Genomic DNA, 23942 nt, shown 5'->3' with positions numbered 1-23942 from the left:
TGAGGGCCAGCTCGGGCCGGTGTGGGAAGGGTGCGGCTGCCATGGCGTCACACGTTAAGAATCGCCCATGACAACCGCGTGGCAGCCCAGCCGCGGCTCCGCTTCAGCCCACGGCTTCGTCGGGCTTGGGCGCGCCGATACTGCGTAACGCCGAGTTGGTCAGGCAGCCCAGCGCAATCGCCGTGAGGGCCAGGCCGGCGCCAGCGAACAAGGCGGGCAGGCTGATGATCTTGAGTAGGGCACCGGCCAACGCGGCCGAGACCGGCCCGAGTCCCATGAACGTGAACATCAGCAGGCTCATCGTGCGCCCCATCATTTCGCGCGATACGCGCTGCTGGATCCAGCTGATGATGGAGATCTGGGCGATGCCCGCCAGCACGCCGGTCATGGCCAGCAGTACCGCTCCACTCCAGGTGCTGTGGACCCAACCCAGCAGCACCAAGCCCAGGCCGGCGACGCTGTCGATGCACAGCACCATCAGGCCAAGCCGACCCCGGATCAGGCGGGCGGCCAGCTTCGACAGAAACCCTCCCAGCACCATCCCGCCACCGTTGGCCGTCATCAGGATGCCCAGCGAGGCCGCGCCCAGGTCCAGTCGCGTGTCTGCCAGCACGGGCAGGCCAACCTGGATCGGGCCGCCGACGAACACCGTGACCGCGCCCACGTAGAGGATGAACGCACGCAGTGGCACATCGGCCCATACCCCGCGCACGCCCTCGGCCACGGCGGCCAGCACGCTGCCCTGGGTACGCCGGGGATGATCGTCGCTGTGCAGCCTGATCATCATCAGCGAGCCCAACGAGGCAAGGAAGCTCACTGCATCGATGCCGAAAGCGAGGCCCAGGCCATGCGCATCCGCCGGCCCGCGCGTGACGGCGGCATGCGCTCCCGTGCCGATCACCAGGCCAGCCAGCAGCGGTCCCACGAAGACACTCAATTGGCGCATGGCCATGATCAGTGCGTTCGCTGGGGCCAGTTGGGTGGGTTCCATCAATTGCGGCAGGATCGACGAGGACGCCGGATAGGCAAACGCCGTCGACAGGCCGATGCCCAGGGCAATCGCATAAACCAGGGGCATGTTGATGGCCCCGCTCCACACCAGCAGCGCCAGCAGGCTCACCAGCAAGGCGTTGACACCACGGGCAGCGAGCAGCACCCGCCGTGGCGACATGCGATCCACCACCGCGCCACCGATCAACATGAAGATCGCACGCGGCAGCGCCATGGCCGCCAGCACCAGGCCCAGGGCTGCCGGGTCACCGGTGAGCTTGAGCACCAGCCAGGGCAGCGCCACCAGCGTGAACTGGTCACCCAGCGCCGATACGGTGCTGCCGGCAAAGAGCAGTCGAAAATTACGATTGGCCAGTACTGAGGCTTGTGTCGGGGTTTGCATCCATGTGTCCTTACACGACGTACCGGAAACGGTTCGCCTTGATCGTGGCTAAGTCGGAATGGCGAATATTGCCGCTATGGTTCAATCCACGGAAGCGGGTACACCCTGGCCGGTGGTCGGTGCTTGCTGGCCCGATACGGCCGCCTGTTCGTCGACGGTCTTGATCGGCGGCGTGAGCATGTGCGCGCGGCGCCAGCCGCCCCAGCGGTAATAGCCCATCGCCATCAGCATCGAGGCGAGCGAACCGAGCGGAAAACTCCACCAGATCGAGTCCGCACCGATGCCAGGTGCCAGCAACAGCGCGAACGGCGGGCGGATCAACCACATCGAGATGAACAGGATGACCAGGGGCGGCATCACCGCACCAGTGGAACGCACGACGCCGAACAGCACGAAGGTCACCCCAAAGAACATGAAGGACCACACGGCGATGCCGTTCAGATGCTGCGCGAGCGCCAGCGCCTCGCCATCGTTGGGCAGGAACAGGTTGAGCGCGGCATGGTTGAACAGGTAGATCAGTCCGATCAGCGCGCCACTGAGCAGGAAGTTGTACAGCACGCCCACCTTGGTGATGCGGCTCACGCGGTCCCACAATCTGGCGCCGACGTTTTGCGCCGCCATCGACGACACGGCCGCGCCAATCGCCATCGCCGGCATCTGCACATACGTCCACAACTGGGTCGCGGCACCATAGGCGGCGGTGGTCTTCGAACCGTAGCCATTGACCATGTGGATCATGATCATCGCGGAGGTCGAGATCACGATCATTTGAAGGCCCATCGGCAGGCCTTTGAACACCAGTGCGCGCAGGATGGTCATGTCCGGACGCAGGAAACGCAGCTCGCCACGGGTCAGGCGCAGGAAGTGCTTGCGCGCATACAGGGTCCAGAGCAGCGCGACCAGGGCCACGCTCTGTGCAATCAGGGTCGAGGTCGCCGAACCGGCGATGCCCATGCGCGGAAACGGACCGACGCCGAAGATCAACATCGGGTTGAGCGCGATATCCAGCAACACCGACAAGCCCATGAAGATGAAAGGCGTGCGCGAATCGCCAGCGCCGCGCAGCGTCATCATCAGGAAGCTGTAGAAATACATCGATGGCACGGCGATGAAGATGATGCGCAGGTACGGCACGGCGAACGCCTGCGCGTCGACCGGCGTACCCAGCACGCCAAGCATCCACGGCGTGCCCGCATAACCGGCGATGGCCACCAGTACCGAGACCGCCACGAAGAACGTCACGCCGGTACCCACGACGCGCTTCGCTTCGAGCATGTTGCGCGCGCCCAGGCTCTGGCCGACCAGGATGGTGCAGGCCATGCTCAAGCCGAACACGGCGCCGAGCAGCAGGAACAGGATCAGGTTGGCGTTGCTGACCGCCGTCAGCGCCGCCTCGCCCAGGTAATGGCCGATCCACATCGCGTTGACCGAACCATTCAGTGATTGCAGCACCGTGCTGCCCAGGATCGGCAAGGCGAACATCAGCAAGGTGCGCGCGATCGGGCCTTCAGTGAGCAGGGGCTGCCTTGCGGCGACAGATGACATCGATGGGTTTTCCGCGAAGGGGAAAGGGGAGAGAACGAAGAGCAGTCAGGCTGTCGCGTCGTTGTGCCACGCCGTCGCAGCGAGTCGGCGTACATGCTCGCGCACATCGGCGGGCCACGCATCTGTCAATTGACTGAAACATGCCTGTTCCTTGCGCCAGAACGCGCGGGATGCCTCCTCATAGCCCGGCAGGTCTCCCGCCATCGACAGCATGAAGCGATCAACCGCTTCGCCTGCCAGGCGGGCACGTTCCAGGCCGCTGCCCTTGCGGCGCGCCTCGTCGACCAGCTTTCGCAGTACCGCCGAAGCACCACCAGGCTGGTGGGAAAGCCACTCCCAATGCCGCGGCAGCAGGGTGACTTCACGGGCCACGACACCGAGTTTCGGGCGGCCGGGACCCCGGCTGGCGGGCTCGGCCGGTTCCGCCGCCGCCACCTGCAGGCGCGCCAGCACCTCATCGGGGGTGCCGCGAAAATCGATCTCGATCGGCCGGCTGCTGTGGTCGTCGAAGATCAGCACGGGACCTGATGCCCCGTCGTCCAGCGCCTTTTTTACGGCCAACGCGACACTGGCCAGTACGCCCGAGGCGATCTGTTGATGACCGTGAAAAGCGACGCAGTGGGTGCTCTCGCTGGAAGCCATACTTTTGCCCGGGTAATAATATGGGCAGATTATGTCCGGGTGAAAAGGCCGCCGTCAATCCCGGGGACCGAAGGGCCAGCGACCCTTTCGGCGCGCCTCGGGCTCCCGCGCTAAAGTGCAGGCCCCCTCCCTCCCGCCGCGCTTGCCATGGTCGTCCACCCGCCTTCCCGCCCGCTGCGGCTGATGCTGTTTACCCTGCGCGGTTCGATCGTGCCGGTCATCTGGAAGCGGGTGGTCGGCATGGTGGCGCTCGCTGTATTGGTCGTGCTGATGGAGCATCGTCTGCCGCATACCGGTATCGAGATCGGCGCCGTCCCGCTGACCTTGATGGGACTCACCCTGGCGATCTTCCTCGGCTTCCGCAACAGCGTGGCCTACGAGCGTTGGTGGGAAGCGCGCACGTTGTGGGGCGAGTTGTTGATCGTGCTGCGCAACGTGGCGCGCCAGACCATCAGCCTGCCCGACGGCTTGCCGCACGACGAGCAGCGCCAGCGCGTGCATCGACTGATCGCCTACGCGCACGCTTTGCGCCACATGCTGCGCGGCTCGGAGCCGGAGCACGACCTGGGGCGCTGGATGGCGCCGGCCGAGGTCGCGGCGCTACTGCCGTCACCGAATCCACCGAATGCCTTGTTGGGCCTGATCGGCGAAAGCTACGCGCAACTGCGGCGCGAAGGCCGGCTCGACAGCATCCTGCTAGCCAGCATCGACGCGCAGCTGACCCGTATGTCGTATGTGCTCGGCGGCTGCGAGCGCATCCACGGCACGCCGATTCCGTTCGCCTATATCCTGCTGTTGCATCGCACGGTTTACATGTACTGCCTGTTGCTGCCGTTCTGCCTGGTCGGCACGGTAGGCTGGGCGACGCCGCTGATGGTGGGCGTGCTCTCCTACACCTTCTTCGGGCTGGACGCGTTGGGCGATCAGATCGAAAGCCCGTTCGAGCGGCTGCCCAACGATCTCGCTCTCGATGCCATGTGCCGCAGCATCGAGATCAGCCTCGGGGCATTACTGGGTGAACACGATCTGCCCGAGCCGCTGCAACCGGTCGACGGTGTCTTGCTCTAGCGATGCTGCGACCTTGGACACATCAACGACAACGGCCCCGCAGGGCCGTTGTCGTTTGCGTAGCCTCGAAGTTCAGTGCCCGCCTCCGGCCGTGCCCGCCTTTGCGGTAAAGGGCGGACGGGCCATCCAGATCACCACGATCAGGGCGAAGAATACCCAGCCCAGCAGATGGAACACCTCGTTGAACGAGATCTGGTAACCCTGCTGCGTGATCAGCTGTTCAAGTGTGGCATTGGCCGCCTGCGGACTGCTCACGCCCGCCGCCTGCAACGTCGCCTGCGCGGATGAGTCGTACGGGGTGAAGTGTTCGCTCAGGTGCGCGTGGTGCACGATGGCCCGGCGATCCCACAGGAAGGTCGTGAGCGAGGCGGAGAAGCTCGCGCCCAAGGTACGCAGGAAGGTTGCCAGGCCGCCACCCGAGGCAATTTCATTGGGTTTGAGATCCGACAACAGGATCGTCGTCACCGGCATGAAGAACAGCGCCACGCCGAGGCCCTGAAGCAGCTGCACCAGCGCCACGCTGTTGAAGTCGATCTGCAGGAAGAAATTGGAACGCAGGAAACAGGTAATACCCATCACCAGGAACGCGCACGACGCGAGCAGGCGCATGTCGGTCCGGCTGGCGTACTTGCCGACGATAAAGGTCAGCATCACCGGCAGGATGCCCAGTGGCGCCGCGGCGAAGCCAGCCCAGGTGGAGGTGTAGCCCAGGTTTCGCTGTAGCCACTGCGGCACTAGTAGACCGATGGCGAAGAACGCCGCGTAGGCCAGCACCAGCGCGATCGTGCCCACCCGAAAATTGTGATGGCGCAACAAGCGCAGGTTGACGATCGGATCGTCGTCGGTAAGTTCCCAGATCAGGAAGACCGCCAACGCAATGGCCGACACGATGCTGGTGATCACGATGAACGAAGAGTTGAACCAGTCCTCGTCATTGCCCTTGTCCAGCACGATCTGCAGCGCGCCCACGCCAACAATCAGCGTGATCAGTCCCACGTAGTCGATCTTCGGGCGCGAAGTGGTATCCACGCGCAGCTTCATCTGGTTGCTGACGACCATGCAGGCGAAGATGCCGATCGGCACGTTGACGAAGAAGATCCACGGCCACGAATAGTTGTCGGTGATCCAGCCACCGAGAATCGGTCCGGCGATCGGCGCCACCACGGTCACCATCGCCAGCAAGGCCAGCGCCATGCCGCGTTTCGCGGGTGGATAGATCGAGATCATCAGACTTTGCGTGATCGGGTACATCGGACCCGCTACCGCACCCTGGATGGCGCGGAACAGGATCAGCATCGGCATGCTCTGCGCGAGGCCGCACAGCAGCGAGGCGAGCGAGAACAACAGGGTCGACCAGATGAACAGCTTCACCTCGCCGAAACGACGATTGAGGAAGCCGGTCAGCGGTAGCGCGATGGCCGTGCTGACCGCGAAAGAGGTAATGACCCAGGTGCTCTGGTTGACACTGACGCCGAGATTGCCGGCGATCGTCGGCAACGACACGTTGGCGATGGTCGTATCGAGCACCTGCATGAAGGTCGCCAACGAGAGGCCGACCGTGGCCAGTGCCAGGTTGGGCGGACGAAATTCACTGCTCATCGCACGAATAACCTTGGGTAAAAGAAGAGCGCCAGCCGAAGCCGGCGCCGCATGCTTGATTACTGCTTGTCGTGACTGCCGCCAGCCGTGTTGGCGTGGATGATCTCGGCGATCAGGCCATCGGCCTTGGCCAGCTGCTGCTGGTACACATCGGTGTTGAAGGCGGGCTGCGTCGGCGACTGCTTGGACAGCAGCGGGCCGCTCTGGTCGCGCAGGTTCACGTCCACTTTGGTCGACAGGCCGATGCGCAGCGGATGCTCTTCAAGCTGCTTCGGATCATCGAAGAACACGCGTACCGGCACGCGCTGCACGATCTTGATCCAGTTGCCGGTGGCGTTCTGTGCCGGCAGCAGGGCGAACGCGCTACCTGTCCCTACGCCAAGGCTCTCGACCTTGCCCTTGTAGGTCACCGCGCCGCCGTAGACGTCGGACTTGATCTCCACCGGCTGGCCAATGCGCATTTGGGTGAGCTGGGTTTCCTTGAAGTTCGCGTCGATCCACACGCCATGCAGGGGCACCACGGCCATCAGCGGGGCGCCAGTCGCCACGCGCTGGCCCAGCTGGACCGAGCGCTTGGCGACGTAGCCATCGACCGGCGCGATGATCGAGGTGCGCACGTCGTCGAGGAAGGCGGCGCGCAGTTTGGCCGCGGCCGTCTGGACGTCCGGATGCGAGGCAACCACCGTATCGTCGACCAGCACATTGCTGGTCTGGAACTGCTGCTGCGCGGTGGTGAGGGCGCTCTGTGCGGTGGTCAGCGTGTCTTCGGCGTGCGACAGCTCTTCCGCCGAGATGGCGCCGGTCTTGGCCAGGTCACGGCGGCGGTTGTAGTCCGCCTGCGCCTTATCGACGGCGATCTTGCGCGCAGCCACTTCGGCCTGGGCGCCGGTCACATTGCTGTACAGGCCGCGCACCTTGCGCACGGTGCTGGCGAGGTTGGCCTTGGCCTGGGCCAGCGCGACATCGGCATCGGCCGGATCGAGCTTGACCAGGATGTCGCCGGCATGGACCAGATCGCCGTCATCGGCACCGATGGTCACGACCGAGCCCGCCACCTGCGGGGTGATCTGCACGATATTGCCGCTGACGTAGGCGTCGTCGGTGCCTTCGTACCAGCGGCCTTCGAAGAAGTACCACAGCCCCCAGCCGATGGCGGCGAGCACGAGCACGACGGCGAGCAGGCGCAGCAGCAAGCCACGACGGTTCTTGGGTGGTTGGACAGGAGCCGTGTTGTCGGCCGCGAGCGGGGTTTGGCTAGACATGGGGGATAGCCTTTAGAGCGAATGTTCAGAAGAAGGGAGGGCGGCATCGGCCGCGCCGGCCTGCGGGCGGAATCCGCCACCGAGGGCCTGGATGAGCTGCACGGAGGACTCGGCCTGCTGTGACTTGAGTGCGGCCATGCGCTGCTCGGCCAGCAGCAGCTGCTGGCGCACGATCAGTGCCTCCAGGTAGCTGCCCACCCCCGCCTTGTAGCGCTGTTCGGACAGTTCCCAGGCCTGGGACGCGGCGTCGAGCGCGCGCTGCTGGGCGGCCACCTGTTCCTGCGCGGACTGCACGGCGTCGTACTGGTCAGCCACTTCGTTCACAGCGGTGACCAGGGTCTGGTTGTACTGCGCCACGGCGACGTCGTACTGCGCGTCCTTGCCAGCGAGGTTCGAGCGCAGGCGGCCGCCGTCGAAGATCGGCAGGCTGAACGACGGACCGGCAGTGAAGAAGCGCGCCGGCATCTGCAGTGGATTGGTACCGCCCGCGGCCACGAAGCCAGCCATCGCACTGATGCTGATGTCGGGCAGGAACTCGGTCTTGGCGACCTTGATCTCCTTGCCAGCCGCCTCGACGCGCCAGCGCGCGGCGACCAGGTCGGCGCGATGGCTCATCAGTTCGACCGGCAGGTTCGCAGGTGCGGAAAGCGCGGCGGGTTCGAGTGGCTGCGGGCGGGTGATGTCGAGGCCGCGATCCGGCCCCTTGCCCAGCAGCGCCGACAGCGAGGAACGGGCGGCCTTGATGGCGCGGTTGGCGGCCGACAACTGCTGGTCGGCATTGGCGACCTCGGTATCGCTCTGCTTGAGCTGCAGCTGGCTGTCGACACCAGCATCCACGCGCTGCAAGGTCAGCTTGTGCACGGTGTTGGCGCGATCCTGCACCTCCTTGGCCACGTCCTGTTGCGCAAACGCGTAGCCCAGTTGCACATAGGCGAGGGCGACGTTGCTGGACAGCTCGATGCGAGCGGCACGCGATTCCACCTCAGCGGCGCGCTGCTGACCGAGCGCGGCCTCCCAGGCGGCGCGCTTGCCACCCCATAGGTCGAGGCCCCAGCTAAAACTGGCGCGCACGTCCTTGAACCAGGTGAAGTGGCCGCCGCCCAATTCCGGCGGGAACGCCGTGGTGGGAAGACGCTGGCCGACCACGTTGGCGCCGGCGTTGACCGTGGGCCCGCGTTCCGCATCAGCTACGCCGGCCTGGGCCTGCGCCTCACGGGCACGCGCATCGGCCACGGCCAGGCTCGGGTTGTCCTTCAGGGCTTCGCCGATCAAGGCGCTGAGCTGGGGATCACCCAGGCCGGTCCACCAGTCTTCGGCGGGCCACGCAGCGGGGGAGAGCGCGACACCGGCAAGGCTGCGCTCAGCCTTGAGGGAAGCGGTGTCGGTCAGCGAGCCTTCCGGATGCAGGCCACCGCTGCTGGCGCAACCCGCCAGGGCGAGGGTGAGGCCGGTAGCTGCCGCAAGTAGTTGCAGTCGCATGGAATGGTCTTCCAGGAAGTAAGCGGGAATCAGGTCTTGTCGCGGAGCGCTTGCAGGACGCGCCCCAGGTAGTCTTGAAGTTGCTGGCGTTCGGTCGGGTTCAGCGCCGCCTGAGCCGCTTCCAGCACCAGGTCATTGCAGATGTTCATTCGCCGCCACAGCACGTCGCCAGCCTCGGTCAGCTCGATCCGCAGGGCGCGACGATCCTGCTCGTGCCTGACCCGGCGCAGGTAACCCTTGCCCTCAAGCTGGTCCAACTGGCGCGTCATCGCGCCGCCATCCAGCTCCACCGCCCGGGCCAGCTCACTGGCCGACATCGGGCCCAGCAAGGCCAGGCGTTTCAGGATCAGGAACTGGGTGAAGCGCAGGCCCACGCCTGAGGCCTGCAGCTTGGCCTCAAGCGCGCGGACCAGCTCGCTGCGGACCAGACTTATCAGGACGCCGAGGCCTTCCTGCGAAGTCGCCGGGGAGTGGGATGGCGGGTTCATGGGCGGGCATTTTATTGCTCGCAATATATTTGTCAAGGCAAATATATTGCAGCATGTATTTGTTCGGGCAACCGTTGTTGCCCGTGGTGTCCGTTGCGTTGCAGGCGCCTGCTCTGACTTCCTCTCCCCTCCGGGGAGAAGGTTGGGATGAGGGGCGGGTGCTCGCGATCGCGCGACAACTGAGCGTGGCCGCTAGGTTGCCGCTTACGCAGCGGGCGTTCCGAACCGCTGCCGCGGTCCGCGTCACTTTTCTTTTGCTGGCCCAAAGAAAAGTAACCCAAAGAAAACGGCCTTGAGAGCTCAAAGCATTACGTGGGATGCAAGCCTGACGGGCGTGGCCAGCCGGATAGGTGGCGGCCCACGGCCGACACACAGCGGCTACACCGCAACGCGCCGAGGCCGAGAGGGCTTAATGCGTGGGTGGTGTCGTGCTAACCGAGCAGCTGGACGCCGCAAGCGTTTCGACCGTCGGCCAGGCCTGCCTTAAGTCCTCACCGCCTTGGCGCGTTGCGGTGTAGCCGCTGTGTAGCGCCTTGGGTAGCACACGATCCGATCGCGAAAACCTTCCGACGCTTCTATCCAACGGAGTGCTACCAGCTCTAGAGGCCATTTCTTTGGGTTACTTTTCTTTGGGCCAGCAAAGAAAAGTGACTCGGCTGCCGGCAGGCAGTCGAAACGCCCGCTGCGTAAGCGGCACCCTTGCGGCCACGCTCAGTTGTCGCGCTGTCGCGAGCACCCGCCCCTCACCCCAGCCCTCTCCCCAGAGGGGAGAGGGAGTAGGAGCTTCAATTCGTCGCGGGTGGCGGCGTCGGCCGCAACCAGGTCTGGAACAACTCATCGATGCGGCGGTACTCGTCATGCCACGAGTCCGGATGCACGAAGCCGTGGCGCTCCATCGGGTACAGCGAGATCCAGAAGTTGTTCTTGTGCAGCTCGATGAGGCGCTGGTACATGCGGACGGAGTCGCTGGCCAGCACGTTGTCGTCGATCAGGCCGTGCTGGATCAGCAGCGCATCCTGCAACTTGTCCGCATATTCGATCGGCGAGCTGGTGGCGTAAGCCTCGGGGTCGAGCTGCGGGTCATTGAGGATGTTCGAGGTGTACTCGTGGTTGTAGGTCACCCAGTCGGTCACCGGACGCAGGGCCGAACCCGCCGCGAATTCACCCGGCGCGCGCAGTAGCGACATCAGCGTCATGAAGCCGCCGTAACTGCCGCCATACATGCCCACGCGCCGCGGATCGACGCCCTGGTTCTTCACCAGCCAGGCCTTGCCGTCGAGCAGGTCTTCCAGCTCCGGATGGCCCATCTGGCGGTAGATCGCCGTGCGCCAGTCGCGGCCGTAGCCGTCGGAGGCGCGGTAGTCCATGTCGAGCACCACGAAGCCCTGCTGCACCAGCAGGTTGTGGAACATCTGCTCGCGGAAGTAGTTGGAGTACGACAGCGTGACGTTCTGCAGGTAACCCGCGCCATGCACGAAGATCACCGCCGGACGCGATGCCGCCACCGCCGGATCGGCCGGGCCGTAGTACTTCGCCCAGACCGTGCCGGCACCATGCGAGGACGGCACGCCGACGATCTGCGGCGCAATCCACGCATGCGCGGTGAACTCGGGCTTCATCGTGTTGGTGAGTTCACGCGCGGCGCCGCCAGCGGCATCCTGCACCGCCAGCTGCGCCAGTCGATACGGCGAGGAATGCAACACCGCCAGCTGGCGGCCGTCCGGCGACAGCACGAAATCGTCCATGCCCTGGAACTGCGTGACGCGGCTCAGTTCGCCGCCGCCACTGGGCACGCGATAGACGTCGTAGCTATACGGCGCGACCTGGTTGGTGCGCGCGTAGAACCACTGGCCGTCGTCGCTGAGCAGCGGGTGGCTGATCTCGAACTTGCCCGAGGTCAGCGCCCTGGGCTTGCCGCCAAGGCTCTTGCTGTAGAGCTGCGAATAACCGGTTTCCTCGCTGAGGTACCACAGCGTGCGGCCATCCTTGAGCCAGCCGAAATCGTTGAAGTTCCAGTTGATCCAGGCGTTGTCGGTAAGGCGGTGCTGGGTGACCAGGGCGTGCTTGTCGAAATCGACGTTGGCGATCCAGCGATCCTTGTTGTCGATCGCGCGCAGCTGCACGGCCACGTTCTGGCCGTCATCGCTCCACACGATGCCGCCACCGCCGCCATCCTCGGCGCCCGAGATGATGCGCACCGAGCGCTGGTCCGGCGCCTTCAACGCCTTCGCCTCATCCGCCTTGCCGGCCTTCTCCAGCGCGGCCATGGTCTTGCTGCGGATGGCCTTGAGCGGATCGTCCTTGATGCCGGGCAGGCCGTCGGTCTTCAGCGGATAGAACTTGGCGGCCTGCAGATCGACCAGCAGCAGCGACTGCGGGGCGGGGTCGTTGCGACCGACATAGGTGCGCGTTTCCTGCTGCTCCGCGTAACCTGAATCAGTCACGTAGTGGGTGACCTCGGGCTCCTTGCCTTTCTTGAAGTCCTTGGGCTTGGTGACCACCAACATCCAGCGACCGTCGGGCGACAGCTCGGTATCCACCGGCTCGCCGCCATCGCCCAGGAAGATCGGCTTGGGCGCGCGGCCCGGATCGGCCGCGGCGAGCGCATCGTCGTTTTCGCGCTGGGCATCCTTGTCGGACTTGTTCTGGCGCAGCGCGTTGAACAGATCCAGCTGCTGCCGTCCCAGCGCGTCCGGCTGCTTGGCTTGCGGGTCATCGACGAAACGCAGCACGGCAGCCGGTGCGCTTACGCCGCTGGCGATGTCGTAGACGAACCAGTTGTTGCCCTGACGGTATTGCAGGCGACGGTCGTCGCTGGAGAAGCGCGGCGAGGACTCCTCGTCGGTGCTACGCGTCACCTGGACACGGCGGCCGCTGGCCAGGTCGACCAGAAACACGTCGCCATGGCGCACGAAGGCGGCATAACGATGGGCCCGGTCGAACACCGGCGCGCCATCGGCCTGCGCCACCGCCGCCGCATCGAGCTTGGTGCTCTGGCCGCTGGCCGGGTCGACGCGATAGAGATCCCGCACCTTGCTGCCGTCACGCTTGAGCGAGTAGTAGACGCTGCGTCCATCCACGCTCCAGTACGGCGACTCCACCGCCGTGCCGATCCAATCCGGATTGGCCATGATGGTTTCCAGATCGAGCTTTCCGCCGGCGGCGGATGGCGACAAGGCCGCCGCGGGCAACGCGGCTAGGGCGGCAAGGCCGGCGAAGAGCAGTCGACGCATAGGGCGCTCCACAGTCAAAACGCCTGAGCATAACCAAGCTTCGTCGGCTGGCAAGCGCCGATGGTCCCGTTTCGCCATGACCGCCCCGACCGGTAGTCTTACGGGTTAGCCGCCCCGCGAGTCCCTGTCGTCCGGCGCATGCGTCGAGCGTTCCCTAAGATCCTCGCGCCAGCCCCATACGGCACGCTCCCCCCTGATCGTCCCTGCCCCAGCGAAGTCCCATGGTCCTGCCCACCGTCGAAACCGAAACCGCCGCCCACCCCACCCACAGCGTGATCTGGCTGCATGGCCTCGGCGCCGATGGCAACGATTTCGCGCCGATCGTGCCAGAGCTGGTATCGCCTTCGTGGCCGGCCTTGCGCTTCGTGTTTCCCCACGCGCCGGTGCGCCCCGTGACCGTCAACGGCGGCATGCCCATGCGGGCCTGGTATGACATTGCAGGCGTGGATCTGGTCTCGCGTCAGGATGAAGCCGGCATGCGCGCGTCCATCGCCAGCGTCGACGTACTGATCGCTCGCGAGAACGAGCGTGGCGTGCCCGCATCGCGCATTCTGCTCGCCGGCTTTTCGCAAGGCGGCGCCATTGCGCTGGCTGCCGGGCTTCGTCATGCCGACCGGCTCGCCGGCATCGTCGCCCTGTCCACTTATCTACCCTTGCACGACTCGTTCGCCGCCGAACGCAACCCCGCCAACGCCCACACGCCGATCTTCTGGGGTCACGGCACGGCCGACCCGATCGTGCCGCTGACGCGCGGCGTCGCTTCGCGCGACCTGTTGCAGTCGCTGGGCTACTCGGTGGCCTGGCACACCTATCCGATGCCGCATTCGGTGTGCGGGGAAGAGGTGCTCGATCTGCGCCAGTGGATGACCACACGCCTGGCGGCCTGAGTCTTGGACTGAAAACAACCATCCTCGCCGTCATCCCGGCCTGACCGACCCGTCGACTATCGGAAGCCGCCGGGATGACGGGAGAGTCGCGGAACGCTTTGCATGCATACGGCATACTCCGCCGCATGACGGCCCCCGCCACCAAGCCATCCACCGACAGCCGCTCCGAGCACCAGCTGCTTCCGGATTTCTGCAGCCCGCCGGTGATCTTCGCGCTGCTCATCGTCGCTGCGCTCACCGTCACGGTGATGTGGCTGGCCCCCAACAATGGCCACGGCTGGCGCGGCTATAGCGTGGGCATGCTGTTCGCCAACTGGCTGGCGATGGTGATCGGCGTGGCCTTGTGCAAATTGCGGCCGCTGTTGCAACGCTTGCCGAGCCTGACGCCATATGCCGGCGTGTGGCTGGTGATGGTGTTGATCGTGGCGGGCGGCAGTGCGCTGGTGCACTGGATGGACGCGGCCATGCAGATGGAACTGCTGAGCGACAGCGCCAGCACCTTCGTGCGCAACAACACGCTGATCGCGGCCCTGCTCGGCGGTGCGTTGCTGCGCTACTTCTTCGTGCTGACCCAGTGGCAGGTACGCCTCGCCGCCGTTACCCGGGCCCAGGTCGCCGCCCTGCAGGCGCGCATTCGCCCGCACTTCCTGTTCAACAGCATGAATACGGTAGCCGCGCTGGTGCGCGTCGATCCGGCGGCGGCGGAACGCACGGTGGAAGATCTATCGGAACTGTTTCGCGCCGCACTCGGCGAGCACAGCACGCAGGACGGCACCCTGGGTGACGAACTCACCCTGGTCGATCGCTATCTGGCGATCGAGCAACTTCGGCTCGGCGATCGCCTGCAGGTGCGCCGCGAACTGGACGAACTGCCGCACGCGTTTCCGCTACCGCGCCTGCTGTTGCAGCCGCTGGTCGAGAATGCGGTACGCCATGGTGTGCAGCCGCTGCGCGCAGGGGGTGAAGTGGTCCTGCGCGGATGGCGCGAGCGCGACGGCATCATCATCGAGATCGACAACCCCCGTGGCGGCGATCCCGCACCAGGCGGGCACGGGCACGGACTGGACAATGTCCGCCAGCGCGTGGCCTATCGCTACGGTCCCCGCGCACACGTGCTGGCCGGCCCGATGGGCGACCGTTTCGTGGTGCGACTGCAACTTCCGCAAGACTAGGGGCGGTTTTATGCGCGTACTGATCGTTGACGACGAACCCCTGGCGCGCGCGCGGCTCGCCGCCCTGCTGGGGGAGTGCGCCGACGTCGAGATCGCCGGCAGCGTAAGTGACGGCGAGGCCGCGCTCGTCGCGTTGGGCGAGTGGCATCCGGACGTCTTGCTGCTCGACATCAACATGCCCGGCATGAGCGGCACCGCGCTGGCCCAGCGGCTTGCGGGCCGATCACGACCGCAGGTGGTGTTCTGCACGGCCTACGAAAACCATGCGTTGCATGCATTCGACCTGGGTGCCGTCGATTATTTGCTCAAGCCGGTGCGCCTCGAGCGCCTCCAGGAGGCATTGCAGCGCGCGCGACAGCGCCTGGTGCAGGCGCCACGCGAAACGGCCAACTATCTGCATGGACGGTTGGGTGGCGAACAGGTGCGCGTCGCGCTGGACGACGTGATCTGCCTGTTGGCCGAGGAAAAGTACGTGGTCGTGCAGCATCGTGGCGGCCAGCTGCTGCTGGAGGAATCCCTGCGCCAGCTGGAAGACGCCTACCCCGACCAGCTGATTCGTTTGCATCGAAACTGCCTGGTGCCGTCCCAGCGCCTGATCGGCCTGAAGACGCTGTCCGATGGCCGCGTACTGGCGCGGCTCGGCGGCACCGAACTGACGCCCGAAGTCAGCCGTCGCAACTTGCCGACCTTGCGCAAGCTGCTGCGGATGGGTTGAATCGAGGTCCACTCAAAGCCTGCGCAGGACGCTTCAGGTCCTCGCCAATGAGCTGGCGCCCGAGGCTGCCCCGGCCGTTGGACTCATACCTTGCTGCGACGATGCCTGACACACGCCGTGTCTGCTTCTCCCGTGCAATTGCGCGACAATGCCAGCCCCACTGACGCCGCGCGCGGCGCCTTTATCGAGAGCACCATGACCTTATCCATCCTGCGCATCGCCACCCGCAAGAGCGCGCTCGCACTTTGGCAGGCCGAACACGTCGCCGCCGAGCTGCGCGCTGCCCATCCCGGCCTACAGGTGGAACTGGTGCCGATGTCGACGCGGGGCGACGAAATCCTCGACAAGCCGTTGGCCACCATCGGTGGCAAGGGCCTGTTTCTCAAGGAACTGGAAGTGGCCATGCTCGAAGGGCGTGCCGATCTCGCCGTGCATTCGCTCAAGGACGTACCTGCCGAACTGGAGCCGGGCTTTAGCTTGCCCGCCATCCTGCCACGTGCAGACGCCGCCGATGCCTTCGTGAGCAATGATTTCAGCGATCTCGCCGCGTTGCCGCTCGGCGCCCATGTGGGCACGTCCTCGCTGCGACGCCAGGCGCTGTTGCGCGCCGTGCGCCCTGACCTCACCTTGCTGGATCTACGCGGCAATGTAGGCACGCGTCTGGCCAAGCTCGATGCCGGCCACTACGAGGCGATCCTGCTGGCGTGCGCCGGCCTGGAGCGACTCGGTTTGGCCGCTCGCATCCGCAGCCGCCTCACCGCACCGGACTGGTTGCCGGCACCGGGACAGGCGGCCATCGCCATCGAGGCGCGCAACGATCGGCCTGACGTGCTGGACCTTCTGGCGGTACTCGATGATGCCGACACGCGCCTGGCGGTGACCGCCGAGCGTGCCATGAATCACGCGCTGGGCGGCAGCTGCACGGTTCCCGTGGGTGCCTGGTGCACGCTGACCGAGCGCGGCCTGCACCTGCGCGGCATGGTCGGTGACGTCAACAGCGGCCGCCTCTTGCTGGCCGAAGCGCAGGCAGATGGCGATCAGGCCGTCGCACTCGGCCTGAAGGTCGCCGATGCCTTGTTTGCACAGGGCGCGAAGAAGCTGCTCGGCCACTGATCCCAAGTAGGCGCGCACCCAGTGCGCGAAAGGGTGCCACGGCGTCCGCGCTTCGTTGGCTTTTCACTCGGGCCATCCTTGGCCCTCGCCCTGCGGGCAGCTTGCCTGTGCAAACCGGTTTGCCTGCCGGTTAGTCGCGCACTGGGTGCGCTCCTGCACGACGGCGGGAGCCGACGGATCAGAAGTTGTAGAGCAGATTGGTGGTGAGCAGCGTATCCGTGTGCTTGGTGTCCTGCTGCACGTCGCTGTTGTAACGCACCTGGTAACCGAGCTTCAGCGCCATCTTCCTGGTCATGCTGACCGACATGCCGATGTCGTTCTGGTAGTACTTGTTCTGCGAGCCCGCTTCGATCAGCAACGTATTCTCGAGCGCCGTGTTGTCGGTGAGGCGGTACTTGTAGTTGACCAGTCCGCGGCCCACCGCTTCGCTCTGGATATCCTGCTGCACTCGCGTGCTCGTGCCATTCACCGTCTGGGTGAGATCCGCCGGGCGATAACGCTTGTAACCAGGGCCCGCTTCGAACGACAGCTCGGTGCTTTCGGTCTTCAGCGCGATATAGCCGTAGCCGACCGAGATGATGCTCTGCCACAGGTTGGCGCCGAAATCGTCATGCTCATAGCGGGTGGCGGTCACGATGTAGCTGCGCGGATCGAGCTTGAAGCCCACCGAGGCGCCGAGGTCGTAGCGATTCGCCGTGGTAGTGAGCTGGTCGGTCGTGTTGCCGTTGGCGTCCACCACCTTTACATCCGCTTTCGAACGCAGGCCGGTGAGGAAGAAATTGTTCTTCCACATGTCATTTTCCTGGTTCAGACCCAGCTTGGCGTTGATATTTTCCGAGCGGGAGTTGCCATAGGACGAGGCAAAGCCGAATTCACCCGAGCCGCTCCAGCCGCCATTGTCGGCCGGGTTGCTGGCGGGGGGATTGCTGGGGGCCGCATCGTCGGCCAGAGCGCCAAAACTTACCAGCGCGGCGAGCAAGGCGCCCGCCATCAAAGTCTTTTTCATGGGATTTATTCCATTTTCGTTAAATAAAAGCAGGCCGCCACCTTAACGGGGTGGATTGAACTGCCTGTGAACAAGTTGCCTCAAACGCGGCTGGAACGGCTTCAGATGGCCGTTTCAGCGGCTGGGTGGGATGGTCGGCAAGGCTCCATCATACAAACTGAGCTCGATGCATAGGCCAAGCGTGCAGCTGGCCGCGGCCACCACGGACAGAAAAACCCGGCCTTCGCTGAAACTGGTGAGCAACAGCGCCGTCGACGGTACGGCATAAGCCAGTGCAGCCGCCAGATAGCGCCGGGGCTGCAGTTCCAACCGAGCGCGCGGACCTGGAAACCGCGCCAGCAGAGTCTGCCAGCGCATACCCTCGACGAGCCCCCGTAGCAGCCCCAGCAACAGCAAGCCGACGACCCACGACAACGTGCCGCCGAATAAGCCACCACCGTCCTGACCCGTCACGCACACCCAGAGCCACAAGCCGCCGGCATAGGTGGCCGAAACCACGCGACTTAGCGGCAGTTGTGCAGCCATGCGACTGTCCACATTAGGGGCCCGGTCGAGAATGTCGCCACGTGTCGTCAGGATCAAGGTCGCCAGACTGCACAGCGCCAACGCGGCGCCAGCCAGCCGGGTCGCCCAGAACGCGTCGTTCCCGCGCGCGAGGCCGGCGACCGCCAGCATCGGCAGAAAGGTCGCCAGCGCGATCAGCGCCTCACGTGTGGGTAGCTGGCTTTCGACGATGCGCCAGCCATGCCAGGTCGGTGTCCAGCGCGTGCGCAGGCAAGCGGCGACCAAGCCGAAGCTGATCAGTGCGCCACCCAAGGTCAGCGGCACCAGGGCATCGCCACGACCGGGGCTATAAATACCCATGGCCAACGCGAGCCCCAGCAACATCCACAAGCCGTAGCCGGTAAAGCCAAGCACCTGCAGCAGCATGGAGCCCACGCGCAAGGGATGCGCGAGTATCGGACCGCCATCTGCACCGATGGTGGACTGCTCCGTGTCGCCTGGCTGCTTCATGAGTTTTCTGTCTTCTCTATGTGAAGGGTGCATCACGGGCGGACCACCCTTTCTGCGTTTTGTTCCACGTCCACCGGATGGTGGACTTGCGACAATCGCCTAGGGTGCGCATGCTACGCAGAGGCTGCCGTCGAAAATCATTTCATGGATCGTTACGAGCGCATTCTGACCCTGCACCGATTGCTGAAGTCGGCGCACTATCCCGTGCCCCTGCCGCGTCTGATGGACGAGCTGGAGTGCTCGCGTGCAACGCTGTATCGCGACGTGGCGTTTCTGCGCGATGCGCTGGGTGCGCCGATCGAAAGCGCGGGTGGCGAACACGCCGCGTTCCGCTATGCGATCGGTGAAGGCGAGCGCTTTGAGCTGCCTGGCCTCTGGCTTACTTCCGACGAACTCGCTGCGCTGCTCGCACTCAACGAATTGATTGGGCGCAGTGGCCCGGGCGTGCTTGCTGGCGCGCTCGCTCCGTTCAAGGCACGCATCGAACATCTGCTTTCCGACCAGGGTAGTGGCAAAGCACTGCCGATCGAACGCATTCGCGTGATCGCGTGGGGCGAGCGCACGCTCGACCAACAGGTATTCCGCATCGTAGCGGGCTCCGTGCTCGAGCGCAGGCAACTGCGCTTTCGCTATCGCGCGCGCACTACCAATGCCGACAGCCATCGCACGGTGTCGCCACAACGGCTGACGCATTACCGCGACAACTGGTACCTGGATGTGTGGGATCACGACCGCGAAGCACTGCGCAGCTTTGCAGTGGATCGCATCGCTGAACCGCAGGCACTGGATCAACCCGCTCGTGACGTGGCGGAGAACGAGCTCAACGACGCGCTCGCTTCCAGCTACGGCATCTTCGCCGGCAAGCCGAAAGCCTGGGCCACGCTGCGTTTCTCGCAGCACGCCGCGCGCTGGGTGGCCGACGAGCACTGGCATTCGCAACAGAAAGGCGAATGGCTGCCCGACGGCCGCTACGAATTGCAGGTGCCTTATTCCAATTCCAAGGAACTGCTGATGGACGTACTCAAGTACGGACCGGATGCGGAAGTGGTGGCGCCGCTGTCGCTGCGCGAGGAGCTGAAGATCCAATTGCAGCTGGCTCTCAGCGGTTACCAGCAACCGCCAGGCTGAACACAGCCACGTCTTTGCGGAACGACTTGCATTGGGACTCACGCGCGGTGACGCTAGCGTTGACCACCGCCACGCTGTTTCTTCCATGAGTCCTAGCGACATTGCTCCATCCTCTGCCAAGCCTGCTGAAAATAAGTCCACCCGCAAACCGACCATTGCGCTGGCACTTGGTTCCGGCGGCGCCAAAGGATTGGCGCATATCGGCGCGATCCAGGAAATCGAAGCGCAGGGTTACGAGATCGTCGCCATCGCCGGCACCTCCATGGGCGCCCTGATCGGTGGCATCTACGCGATGGGCAAGCTCGAGGTGTATAGCGATTGGGTTTGCTCGCTGGCCAAGCTGGATGTGCTGCGCCTGGTCGATTGGACACTATCCGGTGGTGGCCTGATCAAGGGCGAACGCATCATCGGCACGCTACGCAAGCTGATCGGCGATGCCCGCATCGAAGATCTGCCGCTGGCCTTCACCGCGGTTGCCACCGATCTGGACCGCGAGCGCGAGGTCTGGCTCACGCGAGGTTCGCTGTTCGATGCGATTCGTGCGTCGATTGCCATTCCCACCGTGTTTCGTCCGCATACGCTGGGGGATCGACGGCTCGTCGATGGTGGTTTGCTCAATCCCGTACCGGTGACGCCGCTCATCCGCGATACCGCAGACTTCCTGTTTGCGGTAAGCATGGATGGTCCCCCTGATGTCTCCACACCGGAAGTCATGCCCGCCGCCAAAACAGAGACGCCCGACAGTTATCGGGAGCGCGTTGGTGAGTTCATCGGCAAATTGATCCCGCACGGCGCGGAGAAGCCTCGTGAACCGGGCATGCTCGAACTGCTGACGCAGTCGATGGACCTGATGCAGGCGAATCTCTCACGGCTGCGCCTGGCCGCCTATGAGCCGGACCTGCTGATCCGCATGCCTCGAAACGTCGCCACCGTGTACGAGTTCTATCGCGCCCGTGAACTGATCGAACTGGGCCGCATGCAGGCACGGCGCGCACTCACCCATTGGCAGCCGACACGACGCCTCAATGGGGCCCGTGAGCCTTGAGCCACGCATCCAGATAGCACTTGAGCGCCACCGCGTTGTTGTGTTCCTCGTCGCGCGCGCCAAACAGCAAGGTGAGGCGGTGGCGTGAGGCCTGCGTCGCCAACGGCCGCCAATGTTCGGCGGCGGCATCCAGCTCGGTGGCATAGCGATGGCGGAAACCTTCCCAGCGCGCCGGATCGTGGCCGAACCATTTGCGCAGCGTGGGTGAAGGTGCCAACTCCTTGGTCCAGGCATCCAGCGCAGCGTCTTCCTTCTTCAGTCCACGCGGCCACAAGCGATCGACCAGCACGCGGTAACCATCGTCCGACGCGGCGGGTTCGTAGACGCGCTTAACGTTAATGCTCATGAGTGGGCGGCCTCCCCAAAGAGGGGAATGTTCAGCATACGCCGATGAAAGACACGTCATGAGATGCGTAAGTGCGCGTTGTGGAGCGGTGCGCCTGGACGCGTGGGGCCCCGAAGGATCCAGCCGGCCCTACGCCTGCGAGCGAGGGCCAGCGGGCGATGCTCAGATCTCTTCGACCTGGGTGACCTTGCCACGGCGCATCAGCCAGGCGACGCCACGCAGGTCGGCCAGGCCGACCCAGAGACGATCGAGCATGCCGTATTTGGACGTGCCCGCCGTACGCGGACGGTGACCAACCGGCACGCTGTTGCTCTGGAAACCGGCGCGTTTGACCAGCGCCGGCAGGTAGCGATGCATGTGATCGAAATAGGGCAGGCGCAGGAACACCTCGCGATCGAACAGCTTGAGGCCGCAACCGGTATCTGGCGTCGCGTCCTTGAGCATGCGCGAACGCACCGCATTGGCAATCTTGGAGGAGATGCGTTTGTTGAAGCTGTCGCGGCGCGTGGTACGCCAGCCAGCGAACAGGCGCACGTTCTCCGCCGCGCCCTGGCGCGCCGCCAGCAACTTCGGAATATCGGCGGGATCGTTCTGGCCGTCGCCATCCAGCGTGGCGATCCACGGCGAACGCGAGGCGCGTACGCCATTCCAGACCGCGGTGCTCTGACCGCTGCGGGTCAGGTGACGCACGATACGCAGTTCGGGATAGCTGGTCTTTTCCGCAGCGAGCACGGCCACGCTGTCGTCACTGGAGTCGTCGTCGACGTAGACGATCTCGAACTCGACCTTGCCCCGCAGAGCGGCGGCGATTTCGGCGAGCAGCGGCGGGATGTTGTCGCGCTCGTTGAATACCGGCACGACGACGGACAGTTGGGGCATGGTTGGGCCTTGTCTAAAACCAAAGGGCGCGCGGCGCCAGGGCGCCATTCTAGTGGGTCAGCGCTATCGCGTCAGCGGAGGGCGCGGAGCCGCGATCCTCTCTCAAAGCTCGTCATCCCAGCGGCTCTCAACAGCCGGAGGGCTGGTCAAGCTGGGATGACGGGCCCAGGAGACTCAGCGGATCTTGCCGAGAATGCCTTCCAGCTCGTCATTGCTGTGATAGTGAATGACCAGCTTGCCGCGGCCCCCACGTCCCTGGGCGAGCTCGACGCGAGTGGCGAAGCGTTCGGCCAGCTGGCGCTCCAGGTCGGCGACATTCGGGTCGCGCGACGGCGCATGCTTGGCCTTGCCCTTGGGCTCGGTCTGCGCGCGACGGGCGGCTTCTTCAAGCTCGCGTACGCTCCAGCCATGGCGCGCCGCTTCCAGTGCAAGCCCTTCGGCCAGGCTCTCGGGCAAGGTCAGCAGGCAACGGGCATGGCCCATCTCCAACTTGCTTTCGTCAAGCAGCTTCTTGATGGAGTGAGGCAGCTCGGTCAGGCGCAGCAGGTTGGACACGGCGGCGCGCGAGCGGCCCACGGCGTCGGCGGCCTGCTGGTGGGTGAGGTCGAAATCGTCGATCAGCCGCTTGAGCGCGTCGGCTTCTTCCAGCGGAGTAAGGTCCTGGCGCTGGATATTCTCGATCAGCGCCATCGCCGGCACGGCGACTTCCGGCACGTCCTTCACCAACACCGGCAGCTCGCTCAGCTGCGCGCGCTGCGCGGCACGCCAGCGGCGTTCGCCGGCGATCAGCTCATAGCTGTTCTTGCCGATGGCACGAACCACCACCGGCTGGATCAGGCCCTGCGCCCGGATCGAGGCCGCCAGTTCGTCCAGCGCCTCGTCGTTCCAATGGCGGCGTGGCTGGTATTTGCCCGGCTGGATCTGCTGGATCGGCAACATGCGCAGCTCGCCTTCCTGCTCGATCACGGACGGCGAACCTGCACCGTCACCGCCAAGCAGCGCGTCGAGCCCACGTCCGAGCCCCCGTTTTTTCGCAGCGGACATGCTTACTCCTGATGGATGTCGACGATATCGTCGAGCGTCTCGTCGGCGTCGGCGTGCAGTGCTACCGCCACGACATCGCCGGTATGCTCGTGCACCGCGGCCGCGCTATGGCCACGTTCGCGACGGATCATTTCACCGGCAAGGCCGATATAGGCGATCGCGCCACGCGAGCTGCGATCGTACAGATGGATCGGCTGGCCGTGACTGGGCGCTTCGGCCAAACGCACGTTGCGTGGAATGATCGAGCGCAGCACCTTGTCACCGAAATGATGGGTGAGTTGCGCCGAGACTTCGTTGCCGAGGTTGTTGCGCACGTCGTACATGGTGCGCAGCAGGCCTTCGATTTCCAGCGCCGGATTGAGTCGCTGACGCACGGCCTTCACCGTGTCGAGCAGGCTGGAGAGACCTTCCAGCGCGAAGTATTCGCACTGCACCGGAATCAGCAGGCCGTTCGCGGCCGTCAGCGCGTTGAGCGTAAGCAGGTGTAGCGAAGGCGGGCAATCGATCAGGATCGTGTCGTACCGATGGGCCACCTTGGCCAACTGTTCCTTGAGTCGGCTTTCGCGGGCGATCGCGTCCATCAGCTTCAATTCGGCCGCGGTGAGATCGCCATTGCCGGGCAGCAGGTCGTAATGCGCCTCGGTCTGCACAATCGCCTGTTCAATCGGCGCCTCGTCCAGCAGCACTTCGCAGCCGTTGGGCTTGGCCACGCGCTTGTCGACGCCCGACGCCATGGTGGCATTGCCTTGCGGGTCGAAATCGACCAGCAGCACCTTGCGCTTGGCAGCCGCGAGTGCGGCGGCGAGGTTGACGGCGGTGGTCGTCTTGCCGACGCCGCCCTTCTGGTTGGCGACAGCGATGATGCGGGCCATGGTGTCGTCGAT

At 64.9% G+C, this 23942-nt stretch carries 21 protein-coding genes; 7 read left to right on the top strand and 14 right to left on the bottom strand.

The window, feature by feature from the left end:
- Window positions 1–103: 103 nt before the first annotated feature.
- From OUZ30_RS00270 to OUZ30_RS00260, 3 genes are all read right to left on the bottom strand, one after another.
- On the bottom strand, window positions 104–1393 hold the full coding sequence (locus OUZ30_RS00270; protein WP_266180150.1) for an MFS transporter: 1290 nt from the start codon (window positions 1391–1393) through the stop codon (window positions 104–106).
- An 81-nt stretch (window positions 1394–1474) separates the two neighbouring features.
- Window positions 1475–2938 carry an MATE family efflux transporter gene (locus OUZ30_RS00265; protein ID WP_266180149.1) on the bottom strand — a complete coding sequence of 488 codons (1464 nt, stop codon included), beginning with the start codon at window positions 2936–2938 and terminating at the stop codon, window positions 1475–1477.
- Window positions 2939–2983: 45 nt separating this feature from the next.
- Complete coding sequence (locus OUZ30_RS00260; protein WP_266180148.1) at window positions 2984–3580, bottom strand: DUF2239 family protein; 597 nt, start codon at window positions 3578–3580, stop codon at window positions 2984–2986.
- Window positions 3581–3727: 147 nt separating this feature from the next.
- Here OUZ30_RS00260 and OUZ30_RS00255 point away from each other — a divergent pair, with 147 nt between their 5' ends.
- Window positions 3728–4648, top strand: a complete 921-nt coding sequence (locus OUZ30_RS00255) for a bestrophin family protein (RefSeq protein WP_266180147.1) — start codon at window positions 3728–3730, stop codon at window positions 4646–4648.
- Window positions 4649–4720: 72 nt separating this feature from the next.
- Here OUZ30_RS00255 and OUZ30_RS00250 read toward each other — a convergent pair whose 3' ends face one another.
- The 5 genes from OUZ30_RS00250 to OUZ30_RS00230 all read right to left on the bottom strand — a co-directional run bounded on the left by OUZ30_RS00250 (window position 4721) and on the right by OUZ30_RS00230 (window position 12709).
- Window positions 4721–6247 carry a DHA2 family efflux MFS transporter permease subunit gene (locus OUZ30_RS00250; protein ID WP_266180146.1) on the bottom strand — a complete coding sequence of 509 codons (1527 nt, stop codon included), beginning with the start codon at window positions 6245–6247 and terminating at the stop codon, window positions 4721–4723.
- Between the two features lie 59 nt (window positions 6248–6306).
- Entirely contained in the window at window positions 6307–7509 is a 1203-nt protein-coding gene (locus OUZ30_RS00245; RefSeq protein WP_266180145.1) for an HlyD/EmrA/EmrK family protein, read from the bottom strand.
- Window positions 7510–7521: 12 nt separating this feature from the next.
- Entirely contained in the window at window positions 7522–8988 is a 1467-nt protein-coding gene (locus tag OUZ30_RS00240; protein ID WP_266180144.1) for an efflux transporter outer membrane subunit, read from the bottom strand.
- A 29-nt stretch (window positions 8989–9017) separates the two neighbouring features.
- A complete protein-coding gene (locus OUZ30_RS00235; RefSeq protein WP_266180143.1) occupies window positions 9018–9476 on the bottom strand; it encodes a MarR family winged helix-turn-helix transcriptional regulator in 459 nt (152 codons plus the stop codon).
- Window positions 9477–10261: 785 nt separating this feature from the next.
- Window positions 10262–12709, bottom strand: a complete 2448-nt coding sequence (locus OUZ30_RS00230; RefSeq protein ID WP_266180142.1) for a S9 family peptidase — start codon at window positions 12707–12709, stop codon at window positions 10262–10264.
- A gap of 221 nt (window positions 12710–12930) precedes the next feature.
- Here OUZ30_RS00230 and OUZ30_RS00225 point away from each other — a divergent pair, with 221 nt between their 5' ends.
- From OUZ30_RS00225 to hemC, 4 genes are all read left to right on the top strand, one after another.
- Window positions 12931–13596 carry an alpha/beta hydrolase gene (locus tag OUZ30_RS00225; protein ID WP_266180141.1) on the top strand — a complete coding sequence of 222 codons (666 nt, stop codon included), beginning with the start codon at window positions 12931–12933 and terminating at the stop codon, window positions 13594–13596.
- Window positions 13597–13721: 125 nt separating this feature from the next.
- The gene (locus OUZ30_RS00220; protein WP_266180140.1) at window positions 13722–14768 is read left to right on the top strand and encodes a sensor histidine kinase; all 1047 of its coding nucleotides are present in this window, start codon (window positions 13722–13724) and stop codon (window positions 14766–14768) included.
- Window positions 14769–14778: 10 nt separating this feature from the next.
- The gene (locus tag OUZ30_RS00215; RefSeq protein ID WP_266180139.1) at window positions 14779–15483 is read left to right on the top strand and encodes a LytR/AlgR family response regulator transcription factor; all 705 of its coding nucleotides are present in this window, start codon (window positions 14779–14781) and stop codon (window positions 15481–15483) included.
- Window positions 15484–15678: 195 nt separating this feature from the next.
- A complete protein-coding gene (gene hemC, locus OUZ30_RS00210; RefSeq protein WP_266183068.1) occupies window positions 15679–16596 on the top strand; it encodes a hydroxymethylbilane synthase in 918 nt (305 codons plus the stop codon).
- A 178-nt stretch (window positions 16597–16774) separates the two neighbouring features.
- Here hemC and OUZ30_RS00205 read toward each other — a convergent pair whose 3' ends face one another.
- A complete protein-coding gene (locus OUZ30_RS00205; RefSeq protein WP_266180138.1) occupies window positions 16775–17602 on the bottom strand; it encodes a DUF481 domain-containing protein in 828 nt (275 codons plus the stop codon).
- Window positions 17603–17716: 114 nt separating this feature from the next.
- A complete protein-coding gene (locus tag OUZ30_RS00200; protein ID WP_266180137.1) occupies window positions 17717–18616 on the bottom strand; it encodes a hypothetical protein in 900 nt (299 codons plus the stop codon).
- A 144-nt stretch (window positions 18617–18760) separates the two neighbouring features.
- On the opposite strand from OUZ30_RS00200, the gene OUZ30_RS00195 reads away from it, so the two are divergent.
- Both OUZ30_RS00195 and OUZ30_RS00190 read left to right on the top strand, forming a co-directional pair.
- On the top strand, window positions 18761–19744 hold the full coding sequence (locus tag OUZ30_RS00195) for a helix-turn-helix transcriptional regulator (RefSeq protein ID WP_266180136.1): 984 nt from the start codon (window positions 18761–18763) through the stop codon (window positions 19742–19744).
- Window positions 19745–19829: 85 nt separating this feature from the next.
- The gene (locus OUZ30_RS00190; protein WP_266180135.1) at window positions 19830–20789 is read left to right on the top strand and encodes a patatin-like phospholipase family protein; all 960 of its coding nucleotides are present in this window, start codon (window positions 19830–19832) and stop codon (window positions 20787–20789) included.
- Here the strand turns inward: OUZ30_RS00190 and OUZ30_RS00185 are convergent.
- From OUZ30_RS00185 to OUZ30_RS00170, 4 genes are all read right to left on the bottom strand, one after another.
- On the bottom strand, window positions 20767–21135 hold the full coding sequence (locus tag OUZ30_RS00185; RefSeq protein WP_266180133.1) for a DUF488 domain-containing protein: 369 nt from the start codon (window positions 21133–21135) through the stop codon (window positions 20767–20769). The two genes, OUZ30_RS00190 and OUZ30_RS00185, sit on opposite strands and share 23 nt — an antisense overlap.
- Before the next feature lie 162 nt (window positions 21136–21297).
- Window positions 21298–22014 (bottom strand): glycosyltransferase, encoded by a 717-nt coding sequence (locus OUZ30_RS00180; RefSeq protein ID WP_266180132.1) that lies wholly within the window; start codon window positions 22012–22014, stop codon window positions 21298–21300.
- Window positions 22015–22188: 174 nt separating this feature from the next.
- Complete coding sequence (locus tag OUZ30_RS00175; protein WP_266180131.1) at window positions 22189–23058, bottom strand: ParB/RepB/Spo0J family partition protein; 870 nt, start codon at window positions 23056–23058, stop codon at window positions 22189–22191.
- A 2-nt stretch (window positions 23059–23060) separates the two neighbouring features.
- Window positions 23061–23930 carry a ParA family protein gene (locus OUZ30_RS00170; RefSeq protein WP_266180130.1) on the bottom strand — a complete coding sequence of 290 codons (870 nt, stop codon included), beginning with the start codon at window positions 23928–23930 and terminating at the stop codon, window positions 23061–23063.
- Between the last annotated feature and the right edge of the window lie 12 nt (window positions 23931–23942).

The organism is Dyella humicola (genome assembly GCF_026283945.1).
Taxonomy (GTDB): domain Bacteria; phylum Pseudomonadota; class Gammaproteobacteria; order Xanthomonadales; family Rhodanobacteraceae; genus Dyella; species Dyella humicola.
The sequence above is the reverse complement of the archived record's forward strand: the minus strand, read 5'-3'. Positions and strand labels throughout refer to the sequence as shown.

Excerpts from the sequence above, each read along its gene's own strand:
- OUZ30_RS00270 (WP_266180150.1), bottom strand. The coding sequence starts at position 1,393 with ATGCAAACCCCGACACAAGCCTCAGTACTGGCCAATCGTAATTTTCGA.
- OUZ30_RS00265 (WP_266180149.1), bottom strand. The coding sequence starts at position 2,938 with ATGTCATCTGTCGCCGCAAGGCAGCCCCTGCTCACTGAAGGCCCGATC.
- OUZ30_RS00260 (WP_266180148.1), bottom strand. The coding sequence starts at position 3,580 with ATGGCTTCCAGCGAGAGCACCCACTGCGTCGCTTTTCACGGTCATCAA.
- OUZ30_RS00255 (WP_266180147.1), top strand. The coding sequence starts at position 3,728 with ATGGTCGTCCACCCGCCTTCCCGCCCGCTGCGGCTGATGCTGTTTACC.
- OUZ30_RS00250 (WP_266180146.1), bottom strand. The coding sequence starts at position 6,247 with ATGAGCAGTGAATTTCGTCCGCCCAACCTGGCACTGGCCACGGTCGGC.
- OUZ30_RS00245 (WP_266180145.1), bottom strand. The coding sequence starts at position 7,509 with ATGTCTAGCCAAACCCCGCTCGCGGCCGACAACACGGCTCCTGTCCAA.
- OUZ30_RS00240 (WP_266180144.1), bottom strand. The coding sequence starts at position 8,988 with ATGCGACTGCAACTACTTGCGGCAGCTACCGGCCTCACCCTCGCCCTG.
- OUZ30_RS00235 (WP_266180143.1), bottom strand. The coding sequence starts at position 9,476 with ATGAACCCGCCATCCCACTCCCCGGCGACTTCGCAGGAAGGCCTCGGC.
- OUZ30_RS00230 (WP_266180142.1), bottom strand. The coding sequence starts at position 12,709 with ATGCGTCGACTGCTCTTCGCCGGCCTTGCCGCCCTAGCCGCGTTGCCC.
- OUZ30_RS00225 (WP_266180141.1), top strand. The coding sequence starts at position 12,931 with ATGGTCCTGCCCACCGTCGAAACCGAAACCGCCGCCCACCCCACCCAC.
- OUZ30_RS00220 (WP_266180140.1), top strand. The coding sequence starts at position 13,722 with ATGACGGCCCCCGCCACCAAGCCATCCACCGACAGCCGCTCCGAGCAC.
- OUZ30_RS00215 (WP_266180139.1), top strand. The coding sequence starts at position 14,779 with ATGCGCGTACTGATCGTTGACGACGAACCCCTGGCGCGCGCGCGGCTC.
- hemC (WP_266183068.1), top strand. The coding sequence starts at position 15,679 with ATGACCTTATCCATCCTGCGCATCGCCACCCGCAAGAGCGCGCTCGCA.
- OUZ30_RS00205 (WP_266180138.1), bottom strand. The coding sequence starts at position 17,602 with ATGAAAAAGACTTTGATGGCGGGCGCCTTGCTCGCCGCGCTGGTAAGT.
- OUZ30_RS00200 (WP_266180137.1), bottom strand. The coding sequence starts at position 18,616 with ATGAAGCAGCCAGGCGACACGGAGCAGTCCACCATCGGTGCAGATGGC.
- OUZ30_RS00195 (WP_266180136.1), top strand. The coding sequence starts at position 18,761 with ATGGATCGTTACGAGCGCATTCTGACCCTGCACCGATTGCTGAAGTCG.
- OUZ30_RS00190 (WP_266180135.1), top strand. The coding sequence starts at position 19,830 with ATGAGTCCTAGCGACATTGCTCCATCCTCTGCCAAGCCTGCTGAAAAT.
- OUZ30_RS00185 (WP_266180133.1), bottom strand. The coding sequence starts at position 21,135 with ATGAGCATTAACGTTAAGCGCGTCTACGAACCCGCCGCGTCGGACGAT.
- OUZ30_RS00180 (WP_266180132.1), bottom strand. The coding sequence starts at position 22,014 with ATGCCCCAACTGTCCGTCGTCGTGCCGGTATTCAACGAGCGCGACAAC.
- OUZ30_RS00175 (WP_266180131.1), bottom strand. The coding sequence starts at position 23,058 with ATGTCCGCTGCGAAAAAACGGGGGCTCGGACGTGGGCTCGACGCGCTG.
- OUZ30_RS00170 (WP_266180130.1), bottom strand. The coding sequence starts at position 23,930 with ATGGCCCGCATCATCGCTGTCGCCAACCAGAAGGGCGGCGTCGGCAAG.